The 25,581-nt window shown below is 45.7% G+C and carries 25 protein-coding genes; all 25 read left to right on the plus strand.

The annotated features are described in order from the left end of the window. The first annotated feature begins 4 nt into the window (after window positions 1-4). The 25 genes from ACLTOQ_RS07080 (at window position 5) to ACLTOQ_RS07200 (ending at window position 25,573) form a co-directional block, all read left to right on the plus strand. A complete protein-coding gene (locus tag ACLTOQ_RS07080) occupies window positions 5-451 on the plus strand; it encodes a PPC domain-containing DNA-binding protein (protein WP_337622276.1) in 447 nt (148 codons plus the stop codon). 195 nt (window positions 452-646) lie between these two features. Beyond that, window positions 647-1,708 (plus strand): ADP-ribosylglycohydrolase family protein, encoded by a 1,062-nt coding sequence (locus tag ACLTOQ_RS07085; RefSeq protein ID WP_349174371.1) that lies wholly within the window; start codon window positions 647-649, stop codon window positions 1,706-1,708. Between the two features lie 106 nt (window positions 1,709-1,814). Beyond that, window positions 1,815-3,173, plus strand: coding sequence for an ABC transporter substrate-binding protein (locus ACLTOQ_RS07090; RefSeq protein WP_412319149.1), 1,359 nt, complete (start codon window positions 1,815-1,817; stop codon window positions 3,171-3,173). Window positions 3,174-3,254: 81 nt separating this feature from the next. Next, a complete protein-coding gene (locus ACLTOQ_RS07095; RefSeq protein ID WP_337427556.1) occupies window positions 3,255-4,139 on the plus strand; it encodes a sugar ABC transporter permease in 885 nt (294 codons plus the stop codon). Between the two features lie 17 nt (window positions 4,140-4,156). After that, window positions 4,157-4,990 carry a carbohydrate ABC transporter permease gene (locus tag ACLTOQ_RS07100; protein ID WP_337427558.1) on the plus strand — a complete coding sequence of 278 codons (834 nt, stop codon included), beginning with the start codon at window positions 4,157-4,159 and terminating at the stop codon, window positions 4,988-4,990. A gap of 41 nt (window positions 4,991-5,031) precedes the next feature. Beyond that, entirely contained in the window at window positions 5,032-6,417 is a 1,386-nt protein-coding gene (locus ACLTOQ_RS07105; RefSeq protein ID WP_412319150.1) for a glycosyl hydrolase family 28 protein, read from the plus strand. Between the two features lie 155 nt (window positions 6,418-6,572). Next, window positions 6,573-7,436, plus strand: coding sequence for an MBL fold metallo-hydrolase (locus ACLTOQ_RS07110; protein WP_412287612.1), 864 nt, complete (start codon window positions 6,573-6,575; stop codon window positions 7,434-7,436). Between the two features lie 70 nt (window positions 7,437-7,506). Continuing rightward, a complete protein-coding gene (locus ACLTOQ_RS07115) occupies window positions 7,507-7,617 on the plus strand; it encodes a cysteine-rich KTR domain-containing protein (protein WP_412287614.1) in 111 nt (36 codons plus the stop codon). A 524-nt stretch (window positions 7,618-8,141) separates the two neighbouring features. Continuing rightward, window positions 8,142-8,741, plus strand: a complete 600-nt coding sequence (locus ACLTOQ_RS07120) for a type IV toxin-antitoxin system AbiEi family antitoxin domain-containing protein (RefSeq protein WP_337427565.1) — start codon at window positions 8,142-8,144, stop codon at window positions 8,739-8,741. A gap of 75 nt (window positions 8,742-8,816) precedes the next feature. Continuing rightward, a complete protein-coding gene (locus ACLTOQ_RS07125) occupies window positions 8,817-9,329 on the plus strand; it encodes a nucleotidyl transferase AbiEii/AbiGii toxin family protein (protein WP_412319151.1) in 513 nt (170 codons plus the stop codon). Between the two features lie 287 nt (window positions 9,330-9,616). Further along, the gene (locus tag ACLTOQ_RS07130) at window positions 9,617-10,978 is read left to right on the plus strand and encodes an MATE family efflux transporter (protein ID WP_412319152.1); all 1,362 of its coding nucleotides are present in this window, start codon (window positions 9,617-9,619) and stop codon (window positions 10,976-10,978) included. Window positions 10,979-11,097: 119 nt separating this feature from the next. Continuing rightward, window positions 11,098-11,787, plus strand: a complete 690-nt coding sequence (locus ACLTOQ_RS07135; protein ID WP_412319153.1) for a TetR/AcrR family transcriptional regulator — start codon at window positions 11,098-11,100, stop codon at window positions 11,785-11,787. A gap of 32 nt (window positions 11,788-11,819) precedes the next feature. Continuing rightward, window positions 11,820-13,370 (plus strand): hypothetical protein, encoded by a 1,551-nt coding sequence (locus tag ACLTOQ_RS07140; RefSeq protein WP_412319154.1) that lies wholly within the window; start codon window positions 11,820-11,822, stop codon window positions 13,368-13,370. Window positions 13,371-13,427: 57 nt separating this feature from the next. Continuing rightward, entirely contained in the window at window positions 13,428-14,816 is a 1,389-nt protein-coding gene (locus tag ACLTOQ_RS07145; RefSeq protein WP_412319155.1) for a hypothetical protein, read from the plus strand. Window positions 14,817-14,882: 66 nt separating this feature from the next. Next, window positions 14,883-15,968, plus strand: coding sequence for an alpha/beta hydrolase-fold protein (locus ACLTOQ_RS07150; protein WP_337561102.1), 1,086 nt, complete (start codon window positions 14,883-14,885; stop codon window positions 15,966-15,968). A 175-nt stretch (window positions 15,969-16,143) separates the two neighbouring features. After that, window positions 16,144-16,674 (plus strand): phosphatase PAP2 family protein, encoded by a 531-nt coding sequence (locus ACLTOQ_RS07155; RefSeq protein ID WP_412319156.1) that lies wholly within the window; start codon window positions 16,144-16,146, stop codon window positions 16,672-16,674. A 4-nt stretch (window positions 16,675-16,678) separates the two neighbouring features. After that, on the plus strand, window positions 16,679-17,122 hold the full coding sequence (locus ACLTOQ_RS07160; protein WP_412319157.1) for a hypothetical protein: 444 nt from the start codon (window positions 16,679-16,681) through the stop codon (window positions 17,120-17,122). Window positions 17,123-17,183: 61 nt separating this feature from the next. Further along, a complete protein-coding gene (locus tag ACLTOQ_RS07165; RefSeq protein ID WP_412319158.1) occupies window positions 17,184-18,854 on the plus strand; it encodes an RsiV family protein in 1,671 nt (556 codons plus the stop codon). A 135-nt stretch (window positions 18,855-18,989) separates the two neighbouring features. Beyond that, window positions 18,990-19,211 (plus strand): hypothetical protein, encoded by a 222-nt coding sequence (locus ACLTOQ_RS07170; RefSeq protein ID WP_412319159.1) that lies wholly within the window; start codon window positions 18,990-18,992, stop codon window positions 19,209-19,211. A 115-nt stretch (window positions 19,212-19,326) separates the two neighbouring features. Further along, window positions 19,327-19,803, plus strand: coding sequence for a hypothetical protein (locus tag ACLTOQ_RS07175; protein ID WP_337672838.1), 477 nt, complete (start codon window positions 19,327-19,329; stop codon window positions 19,801-19,803). A 19-nt stretch (window positions 19,804-19,822) separates the two neighbouring features. Further along, window positions 19,823-20,038, plus strand: a complete 216-nt coding sequence (locus ACLTOQ_RS07180) for a hypothetical protein (RefSeq protein ID WP_337427581.1) — start codon at window positions 19,823-19,825, stop codon at window positions 20,036-20,038. A gap of 229 nt (window positions 20,039-20,267) precedes the next feature. Next, window positions 20,268-20,891, plus strand: a complete 624-nt coding sequence (locus tag ACLTOQ_RS07185) for a flavin reductase (RefSeq protein ID WP_021915014.1) — start codon at window positions 20,268-20,270, stop codon at window positions 20,889-20,891. A 119-nt stretch (window positions 20,892-21,010) separates the two neighbouring features. Further along, window positions 21,011-21,955, plus strand: coding sequence for an L-lactate dehydrogenase (locus tag ACLTOQ_RS07190; protein WP_412319160.1), 945 nt, complete (start codon window positions 21,011-21,013; stop codon window positions 21,953-21,955). A gap of 238 nt (window positions 21,956-22,193) precedes the next feature. Beyond that, window positions 22,194-23,747 (plus strand): carboxylesterase/lipase family protein, encoded by a 1,554-nt coding sequence (locus ACLTOQ_RS07195; RefSeq protein ID WP_412319161.1) that lies wholly within the window; start codon window positions 22,194-22,196, stop codon window positions 23,745-23,747. A 245-nt stretch (window positions 23,748-23,992) separates the two neighbouring features. Continuing rightward, window positions 23,993-25,573, plus strand: a complete 1,581-nt coding sequence (locus ACLTOQ_RS07200; RefSeq protein ID WP_021915017.1) for a glucose-6-phosphate isomerase — start codon at window positions 23,993-23,995, stop codon at window positions 25,571-25,573. Window positions 25,574-25,581: the final 8 nt, after the last annotated feature.

Consider the following 25,581-nt stretch of genomic DNA (forward strand, 5'->3'; position numbering starts at 1 on the left):
CAAAATGAACACATTTCATGTCAGGAAAACAGGAGACGTCATTTTGCTTCATCTGGGAAAAGGCGATGATATGCTGCAGTGCCTGAATCAGGCCATTACCGAACACAAGATCAAAAACGGAGCAGTCGTATCTATGATTGGAACGTTGGATAAGGCGCGATATCACATGATCCAGACGACCGAGGATGATCCGACCAACGGCTTTTATACCGTGGAAGGACCGATTGAAGTTGCAGCAGGGCAGGGACTAATCATAGACGGGGAGCCGCATATTCACATCTGCATGGCAACACCGGAGGCTTCGTATCTGGGACATCTGGAGGAAGGCTGCAGAGTGCTGTATCTTGCAGAGATCGCAATTGAAAAATACAGCGAGGAAGAATTGACGAGAAAAAAGGATAACTTTGGAATTGCAGCGCTGAGCTGGAAGGAAAGGGACAAAACTGAATAAGGAAATACCGGTACCGTTCAATTGTCAAAAGATGATTGGACGGTATTTTTGCTTGTAGCATATGAATACGATGCAATTTTACCAGTAAACCATATAGAAATAAATGATGATACAACATATTGACAAACATGCCAAGTAGAAGTAATATATATTCATAACAAATTGCATAAAAATTACAGCTAAAAAGGGGACGATATGAGTATAATTTTACAGGACAAGTTTTTCGGCTGTATCTGTGGCTGTCATATCGGTTCAGCGATGGGAGCTCCTGTTGAGGGAATGACTTATGAAGAAATCGACAGGAAGTATGGCTATGTAGACGGGTATCTTCCGTACCAGCATTACGGAAATGGCTGGGACAGAGAACCCGGAACGACAGAGGACGGCGTGGAACGACAGAAGCTGATGATTTCTGCGATTATAGAAAAAGAGGGAAGGGTCACAGCGGAGGATGTCAGGACTGCTTGGAATAAATATGCAAATCCGAATGCAGGAGGCTGGGTATCCGAACCGTTTGAAGGGGTTCTTCTGAAAATGGCCAAAACCGGAATACCGGCAACTGATCTTGGCAGATATTGCGATTACGCCGGACTCAACAGCTTTGCAAGGGCGTGTCATCCGATCGGACTGATCAACGCAGGCAATGTAGAAGGCGCAAAAGAGGATATCCTTCAGGTCGGACAGCTGTATCAGACAACGAACAGCCGCGGGCTGAAATGGGCATGTGTCACTGGCGTAGCAATAGCGGAGGGAACGAAGCCCGGCGCAACCGTGGATTCTGTGATCGGGGCAATTTTTGATCACTGCGATCCCGACGTCGTTGTGAAAGAGATTGACGAGCAATTGAAAAAAGCGGCAGGCTGCAGTGACATTTTTCAACTGAGACAGCATTTTGATTCCATTTATAACGGATTTGGAATGCCGTATCCGTTCAGCTATGCGAATGAAGTTGTCACAAAGGGCGTTGTTATTTTTAAGATGGTTCATGGAAATACGAAGGAAGCGATCCTTGCAGGCGTAAATATGGGACGTGATACAGACTGTGTTGCGGCAGTTGCCGGTGGAATTGCCGGAGCGCTTTCCGGAAGTGAATCAATTCCGGCAGACTGGATCAGCCAGCTGGATTACGCGACGAGCATCAATCCGCATACGAATTCCAAACGAACCCTGAAAGAAAATGCAGATGGCGTGTATCATGCCTTTAAGAAAATGCTGAAACGGCAACAGGCTTACATTCAGCAAATGGATATCGACTGACAGGAAGGGAAAGACATCAGGGAAAAATGAAGTGAATGATCTGCAAAAAGCAGATAGACACAAAAACGATTCGTTCTTGTGTCGGTAATAAAAAGGAGGACATGGTATGAAAAACAAAAAGGTATTGGCGATTGTGATGGCAGTCATGACTGCTGCATCCGCTCTTGTAGGCTGCGGCTCTACAGGAGCAACAGCTCCTACGGATACCGCTGCGACGACGGAAAAAAAGGATGATGCCACAGCGGAAGCAGCTCAGACGACTGACGGTGAACCGGTGACCATCACTTTCATGCATGACTGGCCGGAGTACGAAGCGGAATTCACACAGATGATATCCGATTTCGAAGCGGCAAATCCGGATATCAAGGTTGAGACACAGGTGATCACCTGGGACGTTCTGACACAGACTCTGACAACAGCCTTCGCTGCTGGCGAAGCTCCTGATGTAGCATGCTGCTGGGCAAACCAGATGGGTTCGTTCAATTCCGTAGGCGCTACATACGATCTCACTCCTTATTTGGAAGAGAATAACAATGAATGGAGAGATTCCCTGCTGGCACCCGCTGTACAGTCCGGTACTGTTAACGATCAGGTCTTCTGCATACCGTTCAGAACAACCTGTACCGTGCTTGCATATAACAAGACGATGATGGAAGAGAACGGCTGGGAAGTTCCTACCACGTTGGAAGAGTTTGAAACATTGCTTGGCGAAGCTGCAAAGACCGGAGTAACACCTCTGTTGACGCCTGGTAATCCTCACGGCTTTCAGATTGCATCCCTGGTTGAGACTTTTGCATTGCATTACATGTACGATGCAGGATATCTTAAAAACAATGACTATTTGACAGGTCACTATACGGATGTTGCCAAAGAATATGCTGAAGCAGGAGCAAGATTAAGAGACTGGGTTGACAAAGGTTACCTTGATGCGGATTCTCTTGCTATGACGAGAGAAGATGCTACCGGTCAGTTCTATTTGCAGAAAGGTCTGTTTGCATTCGTAAACAACAATGAACTGACAGATCTTGAAAAGAACTCCGCAGAAGCCGGTTTCGAAATTGGCGTTATGGCGTTCCCTGCACCCGAAGGCACGCCTACCCTGCTTCACAACTTTGGTGTTGACGGATTCATGGTTTACTCCGGTACCAAGTATCCGGAACAGTCCGCAAGATTCTTAAAATATATCACAAGCAAAGATGTACAGCAGAAATTCGGTAACGAGACACTGTCTGTAATGGCAAATAAGGACTGCACCTATGACAATGCAAACCAGAGCGAATTTGCAGAAATCTTCTCCAGCGCAGAGAGCTACAGAAAAAACTATGATTACAGTGCCGGCGATATCGGATCAGATACTGGTGATCTGGAAGCAGAATTTCTCTCCGATCCTTCCGAAACTCCGGAAGAATTCGGTCAGAAGATCGAAGATGCGTACGTCAAATTACTTGAAGAAAACGGTAAGTAATAAATAGCGGCAAACTGAAATAGGGCTGGCAGAAAATGGACTGCCGGCCCTATTTGAAAGGGTGAAGATATGAAGAGCAAAATGAATTATAAAACAAGGCAAAAGCTCATGGGATATGTTTTCCTGATTCCCGGTTTTGTATTTTTGGGATGCTTTCTTGTTTTCCCGTTTTTTAAGAGCTTGGTCAGGAGCTTTACGGATTGGAATGCATTCAGTCCGGATTTTAGTTTTGTTGGACTGAAAAACTACATTGAGCTGTTTCATAATGACGAATATTGGGCGGCGATCAAGGTCAATCTGGTTTTTGCAGTGGTTTCCACACTGATTCAGACAACCCTCGGTTTTTTGCTTGCATTTGCAGTATATTATATGACTCCGAAGTGGCAGCAGTTTTATAAAGTAGCTTTATATATCCCGGTCGTCCTCCCCGCTTCTGTAGTGGCGGTTATGTGGAAGTTTATGCTGAACAAGGATATTGGTCTGGTCAATACGCTGCTGCGCCTGGTTGGTCTTGACAATCTGACACATGCGTGGATCGGGGAGAAGAGCACTGCGCTCGGCACGGTTATTGCGGTAAATACCTGGCAGTATATTGGTTTTACGATGGTTTTATTCTATATTGCGATGATGAATATTTCCAAAGATGTTCTGGAATCCGCAGCGGTTGACGGCGCGACCAAAAAAGATCTGTTCTTCAATTTTTTCCTTCCGCTTACTGCGGGAACGACGGAAACAAACGTCATCCTTTCCATTTCCGGCGGTATGAAATCCTTTGCCCTGTTCTATATGCTGACCGGCGGTGGCCCCGGCAAGGCGACGACTGTAGTTGCACAGCTGATTTATACTACGGCGTTCGTTGATTTCAAGTTTTATAGGGCACTGGCAATGTCTACTGTGCTGTTTATCATCATTCTGACACTGGTGCTGATCAGCAGACTGATTGGACGCAGGTACAACTACGAATAAGCGAAGGGGTGAAAATAATGAAAGAAAAAAAGAAACTCACAATAGGAGGGATATTCAGTCAGATCGTTCTTCTGATTCTGGCAGTGATTGTGCTGTACCCGCTGGCATTTATGTTTCTGACATCCATAAAATCCAATCTGGATGTTTTGACGAACCCTTTTGGCATTACGACCTTTAAACCGGAAAACTATGTTTCTGCATGGAAAATTGGTAAAATTGGAAGCTTTTTCATGAACAGTGTTATTATTACGATTATGACGCTGGCAGTGCAGTTGATCGTTATTATACTCGCATCCTTTGCGCTCGGGAAATTAAGACCGTGGGGCAGTGGATTCATTGAAATACTGTTTTTGTCCGGACTGTTTATCACATCTGAAATGCTCACAATCCCCAACTTTACGACGCTGAAAGCGTGGGGACTGAACGGGACGCGGCTTGCGTTGCTGCTTCCGTATGTTACGCTGGGGCTTCCGACGGCAACCTTTATTATGATTAACTATGTAAAAGGCCTGCCGAAAGAGCTGGATGAAGCAGCACTGCTGGACGGCTGCTCCCTGCTGCAGAACCTGTTTCGGATTACGCTTCCGCTGTTAAAACCGGTTATCGCTACCGTAATGATTTTTAACTTCCAAGGTACCTGGAGTGAATTCTATTGGGCACTGATTGAAATTAAAAAGGATTCCTTAAAAACGCTTCCGCTTGGTCTGATGAACTTTAATTCCATGTACAATACGGATTATGGTGTACTGTGTGCAGGTCTGTGTATCGCGACCATTCCGGTGGTTTTGTTGTATCTGAAGTGTTCCTCTTATTTTATCGGCGGTATGGTAGCCGGTGCAGTTAAGGGATAAATTTGATGGACTATAGGAATTGATACGAGGAGAAAAAAGACATGAAGGATTTTGAAAACGATTTAATTTATTATCACAATCCGGATCCGATCGAGGAGCCGCGGTTTATTTTGAATTCCGTAGAGGAACTGGAAAAATCAACAAAATACAGTGTTATCTGCAATGGAACGGAGCGCGTGGTATATCATACAGACTCCTTTGATTATGTTATTGTAGTAGATGACGAAGCCTATGATCTGGAAATTTCGATTCATACACCCTTTGAGAAGCTGGCAATTCGTCCGACCAGCTTTGGAATCGTCCCTTCCATAAAGGGAGAGACCGTTCAGATTCATCTCGACGAGCCGAAGAAATTTACGGTAGAGACAGACGGCGGTCTGCATGACGCATTATTCGTGCTTTGCTCGCGCAGAATCGAAAAACCGGAAAATACAACGATCTGCTTTGAAAAAGGAAAGGTATACAATGTCGGGATCCTGACCTTAAAGCCGAATGATACGGTCTATATCGAAGAGGGTGCCGTGGTATCCGGCTGTATTTATGCGGATCATTGCGATAATATTTCCATTGTAGGAAACGGAATCGTCAATGGAGCCTGCTGGCATCTGCCAGACAGTAATGCCCATCGGTTTTTTATCTATATCAAGTGGTGCAACAATGTTCTCTTAAAAGGCTTTACGGCAGTAGACGGACCCTCCTGGCATGTGGTTCCGGCGGCATGTGATCATGTTGTCATTGATGATATGAATATCATGTCCAGAATTGTAACAGGAGATGGTATTGATATTACGAGCAGCCAGGATGTGGAGATAAAGAATTGCTTTATCCGTTCGACGGATGACAGTATCTGTATTAAGGCACATGGATTGATTGCGGATACTTCGACTGTTCGGGATGTGACGAAAGTATATGCCCATAATAATGTGCTCTGGAATGCGGAGCCGGGCAATGCAATTGAATTAGGCTATGGGCTTCAGAGTGAAATTCACGATCTCGTATTTGAGGATTGTGATATCATTCACTGTCAGTACGAAGGAAATATGGGTGGCGCAGCGATTTCTATCCATCAGGCGGATGGCGGTCATGTGCATGACGTCCATTACAGAAATATCAGGGTAGAGCAGGCGGAACAGAAGCTGTTCGATATCAAGGTTCTGCTCTGCAAGTATACACAGCAGGTTGCCAAAGGGGAGATCAATGATATTCATTTTGACAACATTCAGGTATTAAACGGCGATATTCCGGTTTCCTTGATTCGAGGATACCAGACGCCGACGGAAGAAGTACGTGTCCATGATATTACCTTTGACAATATTACCTTTATGGGGAAAAAGTGTGAAACCTGGCAGGATCTTCGTTTGGTTACGGAGCTGGCAAACGATATTTATGTCAATGGCGTCAGAACGTGTAAACAGATGAAATTCTGAGGATGGGGAGTAGTGTGAAAAATAAGCGTGATCGCTTATTTTTCACACTGCTATTTGTGCCGCAGGCGCCACAAAGTAGCTATGATCGCAGAGCAGAACTGGAAGTTCTGCTCGCGATTCCTTCGGCGCAAAGCGCCTGCGGAATGGAGATTACTATGACGGACAGGCATCCTTATTATGAATTTGAAAAAGATACATATGAAATCGATGAATTTGACTGCTCGTCCATCTTTTTATTTGTAGGAAAAGAGCGTGCGCTGCTCCTGGATACAGGCTGCGGAATCGGTGATCTGAAAGGCGTTATCAGAACAATTACCGATAAACCGTACATTGTGGTTGCTTCCCATGGACATATGGATCATATCGGCGGGGCAGGCGCATTTGACGAGCTGTATATCAATCCGGCGGACAATTATTTTCTGGATGTATCCTTTGAAAAAATGCTGGAAAGCCGGAGAAATTATGCAGATTTTATCCGGACGCGGGAGGATAAATATTATCCTTACAGCACAGAGAAAGATATGTTTTGTTGGGAGAAAAAACCGAAGCTGCTTCCGCTATCCGACGGTCAGACATTCGATCTTGGAGGGCGTATCATTACGGCATATAGCTGTCCCGGACATACCCCCGGCGAAATGATTTTTATCGATTCGAAAACCAGGTATCTGTTCTGTGCCGATGCGTGTAACCGTAATCTTTTGCTGATGCAGTCAGGCGACCATACGGAGGGAAGATATGTCAGTGTGGAAAAAGCTGCAAAGGCGATGGAACGAATTGTGTCGATGAAAGACCAGTATGACCATGTGATCAATTCTCATCATGATTACCGGGGCTTTGGCGCACCGTTGGCGGATTATGTGGTCGATCAGGCGCTGGAATGCATGAAGAGAATTGTCGATGGGACCGCAGAAATCAGGGAGATTCCAGATCCGTTGCAGCTGAATGCAACGAAAACGGTCGCTGTATACGGGGATGTTTTCATTACCTACAGCAAGGAGGGCGTTTATGAGACAAGATAGCGCACCTTTCGATTGTCATGAATAAAAAAAGTGTAAAACTTATGATCCCAGCGGCAGCCAGGCAATCGTTTTGGCGTCGCTGGGGTTGTTTTGTCCGAAATGCAAGAGAGAGTATCTTGTAAATGTAAAACAATTTAAAACTCAAATTGTAAATGAGCCAGACGCTAAGACGCAGAGCTGATCCAAAAAGAAAAATGGATTGGTTCTGCGTTTTTGTTATGGCGACGAGGAAAATGCACGCATTTATGCGGTGCATTTGACGACCGCTAATCAGAGCGAGATTCGCAGAGCGCATCTCGTCTCTGCTAATTAAGTATTGGAGCAGAAAAGGTGTAATTGTAAATTTTTGCCGGGAGATTTGCATATGAAAGAAAGGATAGAAAGCAAACATAACAATACATTATGAAAAATTGCATGCTAAAAATTTTAACACATATTCACTGGATCATTTCGTGAGACATCAACGGGTAAGCGAATGTTGGCGTAACGTGGAGGGACAGTGGAAACTGATACCGATAGAATTTGAAAGAGGCAGACAGGCGGATAGCAATGGATATTGTAAATCGCTAGCCGGCATCTTCGGTTGCTATGTTCAGGCTAGTACCGAAGAAAAAACTGCATAGGTCAAAAAAATTAAAACGGTTTACTTTCTCACTTTTAAATCATATAATTAAAGCGTATAAGCAAAGTGCAGAGGTGAACAGAATGACTAAAAAGGAAAAAATTGAAAATTTTATTGAAGAATATAACGGTTATCTTATTACCTCTCTGGTATGTAGTGAAGATATTTCTAAGACCTATATTGCAAAATATATTAAGGAACATGGCATGGAGAAGGTCTCGAGAGGCGTATATATAGCGGATGATGTGTGGCCGGATGAGTTGTTCATTTTACAACAAAGAAATGGTGCGATTATTTATTCTGGAGAAACAGCACTATATTTGCACGGTTTGACGGATAGGGAGTATTCATCTGTGTGTGTTACTGTGCCACAGGGATATAATGCGAGCCATCTTAAGGATAATGATTTTAATGTTTCGGTGAAATATGCTGCACCGGATTTATACAAAATAGGAATTTGTGAGATTGCATCCAGCAGTGGAAATTTGGTTAAGGTTTATGATCAGGAGCGTTGCATTTGCGATTTGATAAGGAATCGTAATAAGTATGAAGTACAAGTATTTCAAACGGCTATCAAGGAATATATGTCATCGAAAGACAAAAAGCTATCGCAGCTGATTGTATATGCGGATATGATGGGAATTCGAGATGAAGTGATGAAGTACGTGGAGGTGTTAGTGTGATTAGTTCATCAAGACAATTAAAAGATAAGGTAAGAAATATTTCGGATGGGAACAGTAATAAAGCGACTACGCTAAATGGAAGAGTTTGATTACCCGGGCATTCGCGTAATGCTGGAAGCTACGTTGGACAAGATGCGTCAACCAATTAAAATCGATATTTCTACAGATGATGTAATTACACCAAGGGCAATAGAATACGACTATAAATTGATGTTTGAGGATAGAACGATTTCCGTTCTTACATATAACAAGGAAACATTGCTCGCTGAGAAAATGCAGACAATTATAAATAGAGGAATCGCAAATACCAGATTAAGAGATTTTTATGATGTTTACAGTATCATGAGTTTCTATGGAGAGCAGATAGAGAAGCGGATTTTATACGATGCATTTTCTGCCACCTGTGAAAAGCGGAAAACTATTTTTAGCAAGGATAATATTGAAGCTACATTACATTTGATATCTGACGATTTGCAAATGGCAGAGCTTTGGGCGCAGTTTCAGAAAAGCAATTTTTACGTAGGAGATCTAGCGTGGAAAAATGTAATTGGCTATGTAGAGAATACGATGAAGAAGTATTTACTGTGATATGAGGCATATCGCAGACAGAGATTGGTGAAAAAGCTGATGGATCATGTGGTAAACCACTTTGAACGGTACGAGGCATACGCTTCATGATTACAGCCCGGAGATAGACAAGAATCTTATCATCCATTGCTATCAGCCTGCGCCCGGTTATTGTGCCTGTGTACTGCAGGTGGCAGATAGCTGAATTGACGGTGAGACATTTCAAGTATAAAAACCGCCATAATCCTGATATTGATCAGTGCTATGGCTGTTTTTAGAGTATGGAAATCAGGAAGGAGCGCATAGATATGAACAGTAAGTCAAATACACAAGCTATGGAAACAGAAAAAATACCCCGTCTTTTGGCACGGCTGGCCATACCGGCTGTTGTGGCACAGATTATCAACCTTTTATATAATATTGTTGACCGTATTTATATTGGACACATTCCGGGCGTTGGTGCCGCAGCATTAACGGGTGTCGGGTTGTTTACACCGATCCTGATGCTGATCAATGCCTGTGCTATGCTTGCAGGGTCCGGAGGTGCTCCGCGTGCTGCAATTTCCATGGGAAAGAAAGACAATAAGACAGCGGAAAAGATTCTTGGAAACTGTTTTGTGATTCTTCTGCTTATGGCAGTTGCTTTGACTGTGCTATTTTTTGCGTTAGCACCACAGCTGCTGACACTGTTTGGTGCAAGTGATCAGACACTTCCTTATGGGGTGGATTATGCAAGGATTTATATTCTTGGAAGTATTTTTGTTTTGATCGTGATGGGAATGAATCCCTTTATCACGACACAGGGATTTGCGAAGATCAGCATGATGACGACTGTGATTGGTGCTGTGATCAATATTATTCTGGATCCGATCTTTATCTTTGTATTTCATCTTGGAGTAAAGGGTGCTGCGCTTGCAACTGTTTTGAGTCAGGCTGTGGGGGCAATATGGATCCTTCGTTTCCTGTCAGGAAAGAAAACAATCCTGCATCTTAGAAAAGAAAACTTTAAATTGCAAAAGGAAATCCTCTTACCATGTCTTGCCCTTGGTATCTCTACCTTTGTCATGTTGTCCACGGAAAGCATTCTGTCTATCAGCTTTACCTCCAGCTTATCAAGATATGGCGGAGACCTTGCAGTAGGAGCGATGACAATTATTACAAGTGTCAGCCAGCTTGCAACATTACCGTTACAGGGAATTTGTCAGGGCGGACAGCCGATCATGAGTTATAACTTTGGTGCAGGAAACAGAGATCGGGTAAAAAAAGCATTTTTTACACAATTTACAGCTTGCACCGTTTTCACGGGATGTTTCTGGTTGATCATGCTTCTGTTCCCGAAGGGATTTGCAGGTATTTTTTCGAATAACACAGAATTGATCACATATACTGCATGGGCATTGAGAATTTATATGGCGGGCATATTCTCTCTTGGCTTCCAGGTTGCCTGTCAGCAGAGCTTCATGGCATTGGGACAGGCAAAGGTCAGCTTATTGCTTGCCTGCTTAAGAAAACTGATCTTGTTGATTCCGTTGATCTTTATCCTGCCGCATTTTATCCAGAACAAAGTATTTGCTGTCTTTTTGGCTGAGCCGATCAGCGATATACTGGCGGCGGCAATAACAACCGCAACGTTCTTTCATCGGTTTCATAAAATTTTAAATAGAAAATAGTTACAGTTCAATGGTACACGAACCAAAACTCCTTGACGAAAGCCTCCGTTTTCTGCTATATTTGGTATATAGACCAGACGAAAAAACAAAGATAGTCACATAGAATGAGGTTGGAACAAATGGCAACAAGTTTAAGCGAACCAACAAAAAAACGCATCCTGCAGGTATGCGTAAAACTTTTCCTGGAGCAGGGGTACAAAAAGACAACTATGGCGGAAATCATCGCGAAGTCCAGCGTGTCCAGCAGCAGCTTTCAGAACATTTTCCGTGCAAAGGACGGCGTACTGACAGAGCTTGTGCAGTTCATGTTTGAGAATCAGTTTTCGATGGCAAGAAGTGCAGCGAGCACAAAGCTCCCTCCGGTCTATGTTTATGCAGTGGAAACAGCGATCCAGATGACGCTTACAGAGCTGAATGAAAACCTGCGGGAAATCTATATTGAAGCCTATACCCAGAAGGAAGCCTGTGAGTATATTCAGCGCGAAACAGCCAAAGAGCTGTATCAGATTTTCGGATCCTATCAGCCGGAGCTGACAGAGCGTGACTTTTACGAGCTGGAGATCGGATCTGCAGGCATCATGCGAGGTTACATGGCGCATCCGTGTGATGCAGAGCTGACATTGGAGAAGAAGCTTCGCTTATTTTTCACGATGAGCCTTCGGGCCTATAACGTTCCAGAGGAAGAAATCGGGCGGGTGATTCGATTCGTGGAGGGACTCGATATCCGCACGATCTCTGAACAGGTGATGCAGAAGCTGTTCAAAGCACTTGCCATGCACTATGAATTTTCATTGCAGGGGATAATGTAAAAAATGGAAAAGGAAAAGAGGGAGGAAACCCAATGAAGAGAAAAAAGCTGACAGCAAGTATGATCGCACTGGTCATGAGCGTAAGCCTGCCCATGACAACCTATGCCGCCAACTGGTATCTGGAAGATGGCAGCGTTACGGTAAACGCAGACAATTCCGGGCAGACGGTAACGCAGGGCAGCACCTCAACACCGGATGAGGCTCCTGTGATTACGCAGCGGGAGAACTCTGTAGAGACAGGCAACACAATCACGATCAATGCGTCCGAGAATGCGACCGCAAACGCGACGATCTCCGATGTAAACATCAATACAAGCAACAATACAGGCAGTGAGTCAAAAGCTGCTGTTTCCACAGGTGGAAAAGGCAATATAAACATCGAGCTGGATGGCACAAATACCCTTAAGAGTGGTAGGAAGCATGCCGGTCTGGAAAAGAGCGGAGACGGCAAACTGACCATTACGGATGAAAATGGAAACGGCAAGCTGATCGCCACCGGTGGCAATGGCGCAGCAGGCATTGGTGGAGGTCTTTATGCAGGCGGCAATGATATCACGATCATCGGCGGCGAGATCACAGCTACCGGCGGTGAGTGCGGGGCGGGCATCGGTGGAGGCTTCTATACAGGCGGCAATGATATCACGATCGCCGGCGGAAAGGTCACAGCTACCGGCGGCGATTACGGGGCTGGCATTGGCGGCGGCTTCTTTGGAAACGGCAATGATATCACGATTACCGGCGGCAAAGTCACAGCTACCGGCGGCGATTACGGGGCTGGCATTGGCGGCGGCAACCAAGGCAATGGCAGTAACATCACCATCACCGACGGCGAGGTCGCAGCTACCGGCGGCACCAATGGAGCAGGCATCGGCGGAGGCTTACGAAAAAATGGAGAAAAGATCACCGTTTCAGGAGATGCAACGCTGAAGGTACAAGGTGGCCCAACAGATACATGGGATGGAGCAGGCGCAGGAATCGGTAACGGCGGCAGCCATAATGGAGAATTTTCTGGATCATTCATTCCTGTAAACGGTGCGGAGACAGAGCCGGATACCTCCAACCTGACGACAGGTAAAATTGAATATTACGCACCCGGTGCGGATATGACAAAGGATGAACCGACGAGCACTATATTGGGTTCCGGACAGCCGACATCTCCCGGTGAAACCGCAGCACCTGTGGAATACAGAATGCAGACATCTGCATCAGAGCCGGTACAGGGAAATGGAAAAAGCACAGGATACAAGGCTCCCGTACAAGGACATTTTTATCAGGTAGTAGGTCAGGACGGAAAAGCCATGATTTTTGCTACCGCGCAGAAGAAAGACGTGCTGGCAATTGCAACGGATTCCGATTTTGCCATGCTGACGGGAAAAATGGAGGACATCGAAGCGCTCAGAAAACAGGGCGTGAGAAGGATTATCTTCGCTACAAAGAGAGCAATCTCCACCTTCCTCCTTTCGGAGCTTCTTGAAAAGAGGGCATACGGAGAAATCTGGAGCCTCATCCACGATGGAGAGAACGTTGCGTTTACTGCAGTTGAAAAGATGATGGATATAAGCAGCATCCTTACCCGGCTGTAAACGAAGTTTAAAATCAATGCAACAGAACAATAGAAGGTGAAAGAGGGAGGAAACCCAATGAAGAGAAAAAAGCTGACAGCAAGTATGATCGCACTGGTCATGAGCGTAAGCCTGCCCATGACAACCTATGCCGCCAACTGGTATCTGGAAGATGGCAGCGTTACGGTAAACGCAGACAATTCCGGACAGACGGTAACGCAGGGCAGCGGCTCTGCCGTGCCGGATGAGGCTCCTGTGATTACGCAGCGGGAGAGCTCTGTAGAGACAGGCAACACAATCACGATCAATGCGGCTGAGAATGCGACTGCAAACGTGACCATCTCGGATGTAAACATCAATACAAGCGGTAAGTCAGGTAAGTCAGAAGCTGCTGTTTCTACAAACGGAAAGGGCAATGTAAATATCGAGCTGGATGGCACAAATACCCTTAAGAGTGGTAGGAATCATGCCGGTCTGGAAAAGAACAGTGATGGTAATCAAGGTAAACTGACCATTACGGATGAAAATGAAAACGGCAAGCTGATCGCCACCGGTGGCTCTGACGCAGCAGGCATCGGCGGCGGCTACTGTGGTGATGGCAATGACATTACGATCGCCGGCGGCAAGGTCACAGCTACCGGCGGCAATTATGGAGCTGGCATTGGCGGAGGCGGCCACGGCAATGGCAAAAACATCACCATCACCGACGGCGAGGTCACTGCCATCGGAGGTCTCAATGGAGCAGGCATCGGCGGAGGCTTACGAAATAATGGAGAAAAGATCACCGTTTCAGGAGATGCAACGCTGAAGGTACAAGGTGGTCCAACAGATGCATGGGATGGAGCAGGCGCAGGAATCGGTAACGGCGGCTACATTACCGAAGAACTCACTCCTGTAAACGGTGCAGAGACGGAGCCGGATACCTCCAACTTGACGACAGGTAAAATCGAATATTACGCACCCGGTGCGGATATGACAAAGGATAAGCCAACAAGCACTACATTGGGTTCCAGACAGCCGGAGCCGGCATCTCCCGGTGAAACCGCAGCACCTGTGGAATACAGAATGCAGTCATCTGCATCAGAGCCGGTACAGGGAAATGGAAAAAGCACAGGATACAAGGCTCCCGTACAAGGACATTTTTATCAGGTAGTAGGTCAGGACGGAAAAGCCATGATTTTTGCTACCGCGCAGAAGAAAGACGTGCTGGCAATTGCAACGGATTCCGATTTTGCCATGCTGACGGGAAAAATGGAGGACATCGAAGCGCTCAGAAAACAGGGCGTGAGAAGGATTATCTTCGCTACAAAGAGAGCAATCTCCACCTTCCTCCTTTCGGAGCTTCTTGAAAAGAGGGCATACGGAGAAATCTGGAGCCTCATCCACGATGGAGAGAACGTTGCGTTTACTGCAGTCGAAAAGAAGATGGATATAAGCAGTATTCTTACCCGGTTACAAACGAAATAAAAACTGATATAATAGGTACTGGTATTTGGAAACAGACATGACAGAAACAGAAAAGAGGGAAACAAAATGGAAAACAAAATGGAAGAAATCAGTTCACAGCGGAAGCTGGAAGCTCTGGAGGAAAATGGCACACTCATAAGAAAAGACGGAAAGACATTTTTGCAGTTGGACTGCGAAAATGCCAAAGAGCTCTCCATGAAGTGGGGAGAAAAGCTTTATCCGTTTACGAAAACAGGGAAAAAGTGGATTTTGGAACTGCCATTTTCTACGCCTGTGAATTATGTGCAGATCTGTATAGATGGTCAGGAGGTTCTTAGCCCGGAGCTTCCCATCGCACATGGCTACGGTCGTCCGTATAACTATATTGAGCTGCCGGATGAAGACGGATTATTTGAGCTTCGGGATGTTCCCCACGGAACACTGACCCAGGAATTTTATAAATCCCAAATTTCTGATAACTGGGAAAAGCTGATCCTATATCTTCCGCCATGTGTACCGTCTGCAGGGCTTCCGGTTCTGTATTTGCAGCACGGATTTGGAGAGAGTGAGATTTCCTGGTCAACCACAGGAAAAGTGAATCTCCTGATGGATAATCTGATCGCGGCAGGAAAAATCAAGCCCTTTGCGATCGTTATGGGAAATGGCATGGTAAAGCAGCGAATCGACGGAGAACTTAAACTGAACCGTGCGCTTTATGGGCAGATGCTGGTAGAGGAAATCCTTCCGATGATAGAGAAAAAATATCAGTTTGGCGGAAGCAAGGAAAAAAGAGGTATGGCAGGACTGTCCATGGGTTCTGTACAGACGACCCGTACAATATGTGAACACCCGGAGCTGTTCAGCGAGGTTGGCCTTTTCTCCGGCTTTTTAAGACACAGGATAGTAGGAGATGAAGAGCATGACGGAATTATTTCAAAGGCATGTGAGCAGTCTTATTTAAATGCAATGGATGATGTGGCCTTCAACAGCTATTTTCATACCTTTTTCCGCTGCATTGGAGATGAGGACTGGTTCCTTCCGAGGTTCCTGGAGGAGGATGAAATTATCCAAACAAAAGGTGTTCGGGAAATCAGAAGAATTTATCACGGAGGACATGACTGGAATGTGTGGAGACCGTGCTTTGCAGACTTCGCACAGATGATTTTCCGGTAAATTTTATAGAAGGATATCAGAGGAATCCCGGCAGTGGTCAGACAGCAGTTCTGACGTTGCCGGGATTGTTTTGCCCAAAAGTAACTGCAGGGGGTGGATGATTGGGCATTTGATATGGTATGATAGAGACAGAGACATTGGAAACGATTTACAAAACGAATGGAGACTCTGGATCATGAATCTTGAATTCTGGATTCTGGATGGGATTCAAAACCTCAGAACCCCGGCAGTGGATGTGCTCATGCCGTTTATAACCCGCTTTGGAAATGGAGGTGTGATATGGATTGTACTTACAGTTATTTTGCTCCTGATCCCGAAAACGCGAAAAACCGGTCTGATCCTGGGAACAGCGTTGATCCTGGATGGAATACTTTGCAATCTGTTTCTGAAAAATCTGGTGAGAAGGATCCGCCCCTGCGATATCAATGATGCCGTCAGGCTTTTGATTCCGTATCCGTCAGATTATTCCTTTCCTTCGGGACATACTGCAGTGTCCTTTGCCGCTGCATCGGCGCTCTATTTTGCAGGGGAAAAGTACCTGTGGAAGGCAGCATTGGTTTTGGCAGCTTTCATTGCATTTTCCAGAATGTATTTGTATGTACATTATCCAACGGATATTCTGGGCGGAGCGCTTCTGGGAATCCTGTGCGGATATCTCGGATGCCGGATCGTGCAGAAAGCAGAACAATATAAAAGGAAGATATAAGGCTATGAGGTATCAATTTTGGGGTTGGGAGCATGCAGATGCTCCGGCAATAACAGAAGAATATCCGGGGATTCACAACCCGCGACAGCTGTATGACGCCCTGTCAAAGCTCTGGTGTGCAGATACCTGTGCACCGCGGATGCGGAAAGACTGGACAAAGGAAAATCCTACCCTGGGGCAATGCTCCATTACCGCTTTTCTTGCCCAGGATATTTTTGGAGGAAAGGTATACGGAGTTTTACGTCCGGGCGGGAATTATCATTGTTATAATGTAATCGGGGACTGGCGGTTTGATCTGACCAGTGAGCAGTTTGGAGAGGAAGCTTTGGATTATGAAAATAATCCGGAGCAGTTCCGTGAAGTACATTTTGCCAAAGAGGAAAAGAGGCAAAGATATGAAGCCTTAAAGGCTGCCTTAAAAGCGTATTGCAGCGCTGGAAACTGTTAAAACGAATTTGGGGATAAGCTTTTATAAGCTTACGGTGCGGATGCATCAGAACGGGGGAAAAATGAAAAAGAGAAGGCTTGTTTCTGTATTATTGTGCATTTCCTTATTGTTTGCCGGAGGCTGTGGACAAAAGACAGCAGAGAAACAGCCGGCGATACAGGAAACTGCAGAGCAGACAGCAAAAGAGACACACAAGGGAGAGCGGGAAAACAAGCAGGAAACCGTGCGGGAAACCACGCCTGCAGCCGAGCAGGAAGAAGCTGCCGCTGGAACTGGTGCAGCGACAGCTTTGCCAATGCTTGTCGATTATGATTATGAGGCAGAATATGATCAGGACAGCTATGAAACCCTCATCAGTGTTGATATACCGAAGATCCTGGTTATAGAGGAAGGGCATGATGCGCTTTGTGCTTCCCTGGAGGAATGGAACCAGAAGACTTACAAAAGTCAGATGGGGGCCTACAAAAATGTAATTTCGGATAACAGGGAGCTTTGGGATGAGGGAGTGGGAATGACAGGGCTTTCGATCGAAGGAAATATTACCTTCACCAGAGCCGATTCCCTTGTGTTGAGTTATTATATGGACACCAACGAATGGCTGGGAGGGGCACATCCCTACAGCTTCAAGGAGACCTGTAATTATGACGTAAAATCCGGCAGGGATTTGAAGCTTTCCGATGTGGTATCCGATTACGATATCTTTTATAAAGAGGTATGCACAAAGCTGGAAGAAAGAAAAGACGAATACGGCTTCTATGAGGAGTATCCGGATACCGTAAAAAATGTATTCTATGGCGATAAAGAGGAATACGGGGAGCCGTTGTGGACGCTGTCAGGTGATGGCATTACCGTTTATTTTAATACTTATGTGCTGGCACCCTATGCGTCAGGAGAGCAGGCCGTAAGCTTGTCCTTTACAGAATATCCGGAGCTGATCCGGAAGCAATATCAGAAAAATTCGGATCAATGGGCGATTCCGATCGCAGAAGATGAAATCTGCCTGGTGGATCTGGATGGAGACGGTGCAGAGGAGGAAATTTCCTATTCTGCAGACCGGGATGAGTATGATTATGCGGACTCTATCGTGATTCACTGCGACGACAACAGCTATGATACGGAGATGTTTATGGACTCCGATTATTATGGCGGATGTGGCTACAGCGCCTATGGATATCTGATCCGGACACAGAACGGGAAAACATGGCTGTATCTGGAAACAATGGGAGAAGGTGACGGTAAATATCTGCAGATTTTTGAACTGATGAAAAATGATCTGAGACTTGTAACAGCAGATTATCTGGGAATTGATCCGAATCAGCACTTTGACCCGGAGAGCTTTGTGCTGAGCAAACGCTTTGATATTCTTGGAACCTATGAGGCTTACAAGAAATTCCATGTAGAGGAAGATGGAATTCCGAAAACAGAGGATTTGCTGTGGACAATTGTTTCCACTTATACAGACTGGAAAGTGGAGCTGACCTCGTCCATTGATATGGAGCTGTCTGTGCGGGAGGCGAATACAAAACGCGGCAGCGGACAGAAAGAGACGCTCCCTGCCGGAACGCATTTTGTCCTTCTGAAAACAGATGGCGAAGCATATGCGGAAGCAATGCTGGATGACGGACGAATTTGCGAGTTTGAGCTGGAGCATCCTTCCGAAGAAGAGTGGGAAGGAAGAATTAACGGTGTTTCCATCAGTGACTGCTTTGAGTATGTGCCGTATGCCGGATAAAGGATTCGGCTCTGCATCAGGGATTTGAGGAGGAAGATTGAAAAATAAAATTTTTCAATCACGAGATTTGTGTCTGCGCGCACTTGACACAAACTCGGTATGCGCAAAAAGCGTGCGCAGAAATGAGCGGAAATAATGTTTACAAAACCGGACAATACCTATAATGATATCAGGGAAAAGTCGCTGATGCAGTGGCTGGATGAAATGGAGCAGCATTCCGATGTGGCAGTGCGCGGCGGAGTGAAGCTGACCCGGGAATATGTGCAGCATTTGCAGGAGGAAATCAGACGGCTGGAGGAAGAAAACCAGCTGAAGGCGCAGTATCTGAAAAAAATGAAAGAGAAAAGCTGCAAATAATCGTTGGATTTGTTGCATTTCGGTGCAATGAGCGCAAGAGAGCGGGAACAGGAGAAACTTGCTCATTGCGAACGGCGTATGTCGATCATAAACGTATTATTTTCTGGGGGAGAAAATGTTTACAACAAAATCTGGGCGTGAACTTACATATTTTGGACGGGAATATACGGCAGATATCAGAAGAGCGGATGGAAAACAACACATAATTGCGACAGTTGACGATCTGTTTGAGCTGCTGCTGAAAGTATGGTGTAGAGATACCGCATATCCGTCCTGCCAGAAAGATTATATTCTGGAGAATGACCCTACTTACGGACAGTGCGCGATCTCAGCGATGTTGGTGTATGATATGTTCGGCGGGACGATTCACAGAATTAGGGTTTCTGGTGGCGGCACACACTATTTTAATCAGATCAACGGTCATTATATTGATCTGACAAAAGATCAGTTTGATTTGTATGATCTTCCGGTATTATATGAGCCAAATGAAGAAATGCCGAGAGAATATTGCGGGAAAAATTCGGATACGCGTAACCGATATCATTTGTTGCTTCATTTACTCCGGGCGCAGCTGGCAGCCAACATGCATTGAGAAAAAGGGGATGGATTTAGTGTGCAATTTATCTGGATATGTAGAAGAAAAAGGCATTGAAAAAGGCATTGAGAAAGGCATCCAAAAAGGTCGTGAAGAAGGAGAAAATGCCCTCGGCAAGCTGATGGATATTTTACTCAGTAAGGGTGATGTCGCGAATGCAAAGCTTGCGGCGACAGATGAAAAGGCAAGAAAAGAGCTGTATCGCAAGTATGGGATTATCGAAAAGCCCTAAACCAGAAATTTAAGAACATAATAAAATTTCGGCAGGAAATTCGAAATAGAATTTTCTGCCGTTTTTTATCTACCGTGTGGGAACAAGAACGAACTCGTAAACAATAGATGCACGCTCTGCGAGCATTCTATTGTTATGAATAAAATTAGTAATAATTACTATTACTATATTGACGCTGGAATAGGATTGGGATATAATACAAGTAAAGAAAAAGACGGGAGGAATCAAAATGAATAAAGAAGCAATGTATAAATTAAGCTACGGATTATTTGTTTTAACTGCCAAAGAGGGAAAAAAGGATAACGGCTGCATCATCAATACGGCGATTCAGGCAGCGTCTGCGCCGAATCAGCTGAGTATCTGTATAAATAAGGCGAATGCGACTCATGATATGATTGTGAACACGGGGAAATTCACGGTCTCAGTCCTCAGTCAGGCAGCAGATTTTGAGCTGTTTAAACGGTTCGGTTTTCAGTCCGGCAGGGATGTGGACAAGTTTGAAGGATACGAAGCCTGCAGACGCGGCGAAAATGGAATTTATTATGTGACAGAGGGCACAAATGCATATATTTCGGCAAAGGCAGATCATATGATAGACCTCGGCTCCCATACGATGTTCATCGGAGAGATCACGGATATGGATGTTTTGAGTAAGGAGCCATCCGTAACCTATGAATATTATCTAAAGGAGATCAAGCCGAAGCCGGAAGCGGTCGGAAAGACTGAGAATGGTCAGACCGTGTGGCGCTGCAAGATTTGTGGATATGAGTATGTCGGAGAAGTGCTGCCGGAGGATTATGTATGTCCGATCTGCAAACACCCGGCGTCAGACTTTGAAAAGATTGTCCGCTGAAAGATGGCAGGAAGGGCGGATAATTAGTTATGCAGCGCTGTTTTTTTAAAGCTTCGAAAAGCGAAGCCTATACAAAACGGCGTTGCGTGGAAAGACAGAAAGATCAGGAGGAAATATCAATGGCGTTAAATAGTAGAAAAGTAGCAATGGTAGGTTGCGGCTTCGTAGGATCGGCTTCTGCATTTGCACTGATGCAGAGTAAGCTGTTTTCTGAGATGGTGCTGATCGATGCGGATCAGAACCGGGCAGAGGGAGAGGCTCTGGATATCAGTCATGGGATGGCTTTCGCAAGTCCGATGAAAATATATGCAGGAACCTATGACGATGTTTCGGATGCAGCGATCATCGTGATCACAGCAGGAGCGAATCAGAAACCGGAGGAAACACGGCTGGATCTGATCCAGAAAAATGCAAAGATTATGCGATCCATCATCGGTGAGATCAAAAAGCGGGATTTTGAAGGCATTTTGCTGATCGTTTCCAACCCGGTGGATATCCTGACCTATATTGCGCTGAAGGAATCGGGCTATCCCGCGAACCGCGTCATCGGTTCCGGAACCGTTCTGGATACCGGAAGATTTCGGTATGAGCTTGGCGAGCATCTGGGTGTAGACAGCAGAAGCGTGCATGCCTATATCATTGGCGAGCATGGGGACAGTGAACTGGCAGCATGGAGCGATGCCCGTGTCGGCGGACTGAAGATCAGTGATTTTTGCGAGCTGCGCGGACATTTTAACCACGAAGATTCGATGACGAGGATCTTCGATCATGTGAAAAACAGCGCATATGAAATCATTTCCAAAAAACATGCAACCTATTACGGCATTGCGATGGCGGTGGTCAGAATCTGCTCAGCGATTGTGCGGGATGAGAAGTCGATCATGCCGGTATCCAGCCTGATGACCGGAGAATACGGTCTCTACGACGTGGTACTCAGTATTCCGGCAGTGGTGGATGCAAACGGAATTGAAACAGTTGTGCCGATCGAGCTGAGCGAAAGCGAGCTGCTCGCGCTGAAAAAATCCGCGGATATTTTAAAGGACATTCTCAAAGATAATGTATAACTGATCAGTATTTGTCATTTTATGGCGGAATTTCCTGTGGTATAATAAAGGAAGATCCGGCAGGCTGATGTTCCTGAAAAAGGATATCACCTGCCGGTTTTTTGTTCATGACAATAGAATGCTTGCAGAGCGTATATTCTATTGTTCATGACAATAGAATGCTCGCAGAGCGTGCATTCTATTGTTTACGACAGTGGGATGGAATAGTTAAAAAAATACGAAAGAGGAGAGAACGCACATGAACAAATTTATTTATCAGAAAGACTATCCAGTCGTGCAGACAAAAGAGGGGGCACTGCGGGGATATGAATGGAAGGGAACCTGCATTTTTAAAGGAATTCCGTATGCGCATGCGCAGCGCTTCCGGAAACCGGAACGGGTAAAGCCCTGGGACGGAGTCAAAGATGTACAGTCCTATGGCTATGTGAGCCCGCTTTTGCATCCGGAACAGCCGGGCGGAAATGGAGAAATGATGGTTCCGCATATGTACTGGTCAGAAAAAGAGGATTGCCAGAACTTAAATATCTGGACGCCGTCCATTCGGGATGGCAGGAAACGTCCGGTTATGGTATGGCTGCACGGCGGCGGATTTTCAGCGGGGTCTTCCATCGAACAGCTCGCCTATGACGGAGAAAATTTAAGCAGAGCCGGAGATGTTGTTGTCGTATCGGTGAATCACAGGCTGAATGTGTTGGGATATCTGGATTTGTCTCCGTTTGGAGAAAAATACCAGGATTCTGCGAATGCAGGAAATTTGGATCTGATTGCAGCCCTGGAATGGATCCGGGATAATATTGAAGGGTTTGGCGGAGATCCGGAAAATGTAACCCTGTTTGGTCAGTCCGGCGGCGGAGTAAAAGTCTGGTCGCTTTTACAAATGCCTGAAGCGGATGGTTTGTTCCATAAGGGAATTATTGAAAGCGGCGTAGTAGACCCGGATCTTCTCGGCGATATAGAGGACGGGAACGGAAGAGAGATTGTCAAAGCAATGCTTGTAGAGCTAGGTCTGGAAGAAAAAGATGTCGATCAATTGGAAACCCTTCCTTACGATCAGCTTGCGCAGGCTTATGAAAAGGCAGCACCGAAGGTTGCACAAAAAGGCGAATATGTCGGAAATCATCCGCACAAAAATCAAAGTTATTTCGGAGATGCGATCAAACATGGATTTCGGGAAGAAACGAAAAAAATTCCGCTGCTGATCGGCACTGTGCTTGGAGAATTTGATTTCGGACCGGCGATTTCCGGAAAATACGAATTTACCAGAAAAGAAGTGGAAGAAAAAGTAAGCGATGCATTGGGAGAAGAAGGGATTGAGCTGATAGATGAATTCCTGAAAATCTACCCGGATAAAGCGCCGATTGATCTTCTGTCAGTGGATACGATTTTTCGGGAACCGACAATCCGGTTTATCAAAGAGCGGGTAAAGTGTCCGGACAGCAAGATTTATTCTTTTCAGTTTACCTATGAATTCCCGATGTTCGATGGAAAAATTGCATGGCACTGTTCGGAAATTCCGTTCGCTTTTCATAATATCGATAAGGTTCCGGTGTGCAATTGCGGTGAGGAAACAAATCGGCTGCAGGAGCAGATTTGTCAGGCATGGGTAAGCTTTGCAAGGACTGGAAAACCGGAAATTTCCGGGATAGAATGGCCCGCATGTGCCGATGGCGATGAAGCGGTAATGATGCTCGATAAGGAATGCAGAATCAGGCATAATCCGGATCATGAGTTGGTCAACCGTCTGAAAAAACTGCAAACTGCGGAACATTCTGTAGAAAATGTTCAGCACTGAATAACAGTCCTTATCGAAAAAGAAACTTCATGAAATCCTTCTTTTCTATCAGGAAAATTTGGGGAATCCGACATCATTTTTTTTCATGGGAACTATTGTTTATGAGAGTGCCAAATGTTAGATTCCTCAAAATACATTAGGTTTTTTGTTGAATTTTGAAACGTAGAATAGTATAATCAAAAACGAGTTGTCAGAATTATAACAAGGAAACCTGAAAAATAAAATTGCATGAGGAGGAATCTGTTATGCTGAACTGGAACAATTTGGATACACTGGCTTCTTATCAGGAGCTGGAAAAAGCAGAGCGTATCAATCTGGCGGAAGTGATGTCCGGAGAAAATGGCGCGGAGCGTGTAAAAACCTACAGCACTCCGATCGTGGATGGTCTGACTTTTAATTATGCGGCAAAAGCAGTCGATGACAATGTGCTCGCAATTCTGGACAAGCTTGCCAAAGAGGCTCAGCTGGTAGAAAAATATGAGTCATTGTACAATGGCGCAGTTATCAATACAGGAGAGAAGCGTCTGGTTCTGCATCAGCTGACACGTGGACAGCTGGGCGGCAAGGTCGAGGCAGACGGCGTAGATAAGCGCGAATTTTATGTAACACAGCAGAAGCGGATCGCAGAGTTTGCCAATCAGGTACATGCCGGTGAAATCACAAACGCTGCAGGCGAGAAGTTTACAACAGTTGTACAGATCGGTATCGGCGGAAGTGACTTAGGCCCCCGTGCCATGTATCTTGCAATGGAGAACTGGGCAAAGAAAAACGGTGCATTCAAGATGGAAGCAAAATTCATCAGCAACGTTGATCCGGATGATGCGGCTGCAGTTTTAAATTCCATCGATGTAGAGCATTCCCTGTTCGTGCTGGTTTCCAAATCCGGTACGACACTGGAAACTCTGACCAACGAATCCTTTGTAAAGGATGCGCTGGCAAAGGCAGGACTTGATGCATCGAAGCATATGATTGCAGTTACCAGTGAGACATCTCCTCTGGCAAAGAGCGACGATTATCTGGCAGCATTTTTCATGGATGATTTTATCGGCGGACGGTATTCTTCCACCTCAGCAGTTGGCGGTGCAGTATTATCTCTGGCATTCGGACCGGAAGTATTTGCACAGTTTCTGGAGGGCGCGGCAGAGGTTGACCGCAGAGCGACCAACAAGAACCTGCTGGAGAACCCGGAAATGCTGGATGCACTGATCGGTGTATATGAGCGCAACGTGCTGGGCTATCCTGCAACAGCTGTATTGCCCTATTCCCAGGCACTGAGCCGTTTCCCTGCACATTTACAGCAGATGGATATGGAATCCAATGGTAAATCCGTCAACCGCTTTGGCGAGCCGATTGACTATGTGACAGGACCGCTGATCTTCGGTGAGCCCGGAACCAACGGACAGCATTCCTTCTATCAGCTGCTGCATCAGGGAACCGATATCGTTCCGCTGCAGTTTATCGGATTTAAGGACAGCCAGATCGGCACGGACGTTGTCATTCAGGGCAGCACCAGCCAGCAGAAGCTGTGCGCAAACGTGGCTGCACAGATCGTTGCATTTGCCTGCGGTAAGGCAGATGATAACCGCAATAAGAATTTCGAAGGCGGACGTCCTTCCAGCATTATCATCGGTGACCAGCTGACCCCTAAGACTCTGGGTGCACTGCTTGCACATTTTGAAAATAAGGTTATGTTCCAGGGCTTTGCATGGAATGTAAACAGCTTCGATCAGGAAGGCGTACAGCTGGGTAAGGTTCTGGCAAAACGCGTACTGGCCCATGAGACAGACGGTGCACTGAAGGTATATAGCGACCTGCTGAATATCTGATAGGCTGA

It is taken from the genome of Gallintestinimicrobium sp. (assembly GCF_046968865.1).
Classification (GTDB): domain Bacteria; phylum Bacillota; class Clostridia; order Lachnospirales; family Lachnospiraceae; genus Gallintestinimicrobium; species Gallintestinimicrobium propionicum.

Coding starts and splice junctions, on each gene's coding strand:
- ACLTOQ_RS07165 (WP_412319158.1), top strand. CDS start 17,184: ATGAAAAAGAGAAGGCTTGTTTCTGTATTATTGTGCATTTCCTTATTG.
- ACLTOQ_RS07195 (WP_412319161.1), top strand. CDS start 22,194: ATGAACAAATTTATTTATCAGAAAGACTATCCAGTCGTGCAGACAAAA.
- ACLTOQ_RS07135 (WP_412319153.1), top strand. CDS start 11,098: ATGGCAACAAGTTTAAGCGAACCAACAAAAAAACGCATCCTGCAGGTA.
- ACLTOQ_RS07155 (WP_412319156.1), top strand. CDS start 16,144: ATGAATCTTGAATTCTGGATTCTGGATGGGATTCAAAACCTCAGAACC.
- ACLTOQ_RS07175 (WP_337672838.1), top strand. CDS start 19,327: ATGTTTACAACAAAATCTGGGCGTGAACTTACATATTTTGGACGGGAA.
- ACLTOQ_RS07145 (WP_412319155.1), top strand. CDS start 13,428: ATGAAGAGAAAAAAGCTGACAGCAAGTATGATCGCACTGGTCATGAGC.
- ACLTOQ_RS07125 (WP_412319151.1), top strand. CDS start 8,817: ATGGAAGAGTTTGATTACCCGGGCATTCGCGTAATGCTGGAAGCTACG.
- ACLTOQ_RS07105 (WP_412319150.1), top strand. CDS start 5,032: ATGAAGGATTTTGAAAACGATTTAATTTATTATCACAATCCGGATCCG.
- ACLTOQ_RS07110 (WP_412287612.1), top strand. CDS start 6,573: ATGACGGACAGGCATCCTTATTATGAATTTGAAAAAGATACATATGAA.
- ACLTOQ_RS07160 (WP_412319157.1), top strand. CDS start 16,679: ATGAGGTATCAATTTTGGGGTTGGGAGCATGCAGATGCTCCGGCAATA.
- ACLTOQ_RS07085 (WP_349174371.1), top strand. CDS start 647: ATGAGTATAATTTTACAGGACAAGTTTTTCGGCTGTATCTGTGGCTGT.
- ACLTOQ_RS07080 (WP_337622276.1), top strand. CDS start 5: ATGAACACATTTCATGTCAGGAAAACAGGAGACGTCATTTTGCTTCAT.
- ACLTOQ_RS07185 (WP_021915014.1), top strand. CDS start 20,268: ATGAATAAAGAAGCAATGTATAAATTAAGCTACGGATTATTTGTTTTA.
- ACLTOQ_RS07150 (WP_337561102.1), top strand. CDS start 14,883: ATGGAAAACAAAATGGAAGAAATCAGTTCACAGCGGAAGCTGGAAGCT.
- ACLTOQ_RS07190 (WP_412319160.1), top strand. CDS start 21,011: ATGGCGTTAAATAGTAGAAAAGTAGCAATGGTAGGTTGCGGCTTCGTA.
- ACLTOQ_RS07095 (WP_337427556.1), top strand. CDS start 3,255: ATGAATTATAAAACAAGGCAAAAGCTCATGGGATATGTTTTCCTGATT.
- ACLTOQ_RS07140 (WP_412319154.1), top strand. CDS start 11,820: ATGAAGAGAAAAAAGCTGACAGCAAGTATGATCGCACTGGTCATGAGC.
- ACLTOQ_RS07200 (WP_021915017.1), top strand. CDS start 23,993: ATGCTGAACTGGAACAATTTGGATACACTGGCTTCTTATCAGGAGCTG.
- ACLTOQ_RS07170 (WP_412319159.1), top strand. CDS start 18,990: ATGTTTACAAAACCGGACAATACCTATAATGATATCAGGGAAAAGTCG.
- ACLTOQ_RS07100 (WP_337427558.1), top strand. CDS start 4,157: ATGAAAGAAAAAAAGAAACTCACAATAGGAGGGATATTCAGTCAGATC.
- ACLTOQ_RS07130 (WP_412319152.1), top strand. CDS start 9,617: ATGAACAGTAAGTCAAATACACAAGCTATGGAAACAGAAAAAATACCC.
- ACLTOQ_RS07120 (WP_337427565.1), top strand. CDS start 8,142: ATGACTAAAAAGGAAAAAATTGAAAATTTTATTGAAGAATATAACGGT.
- ACLTOQ_RS07090 (WP_412319149.1), top strand. CDS start 1,815: ATGAAAAACAAAAAGGTATTGGCGATTGTGATGGCAGTCATGACTGCT.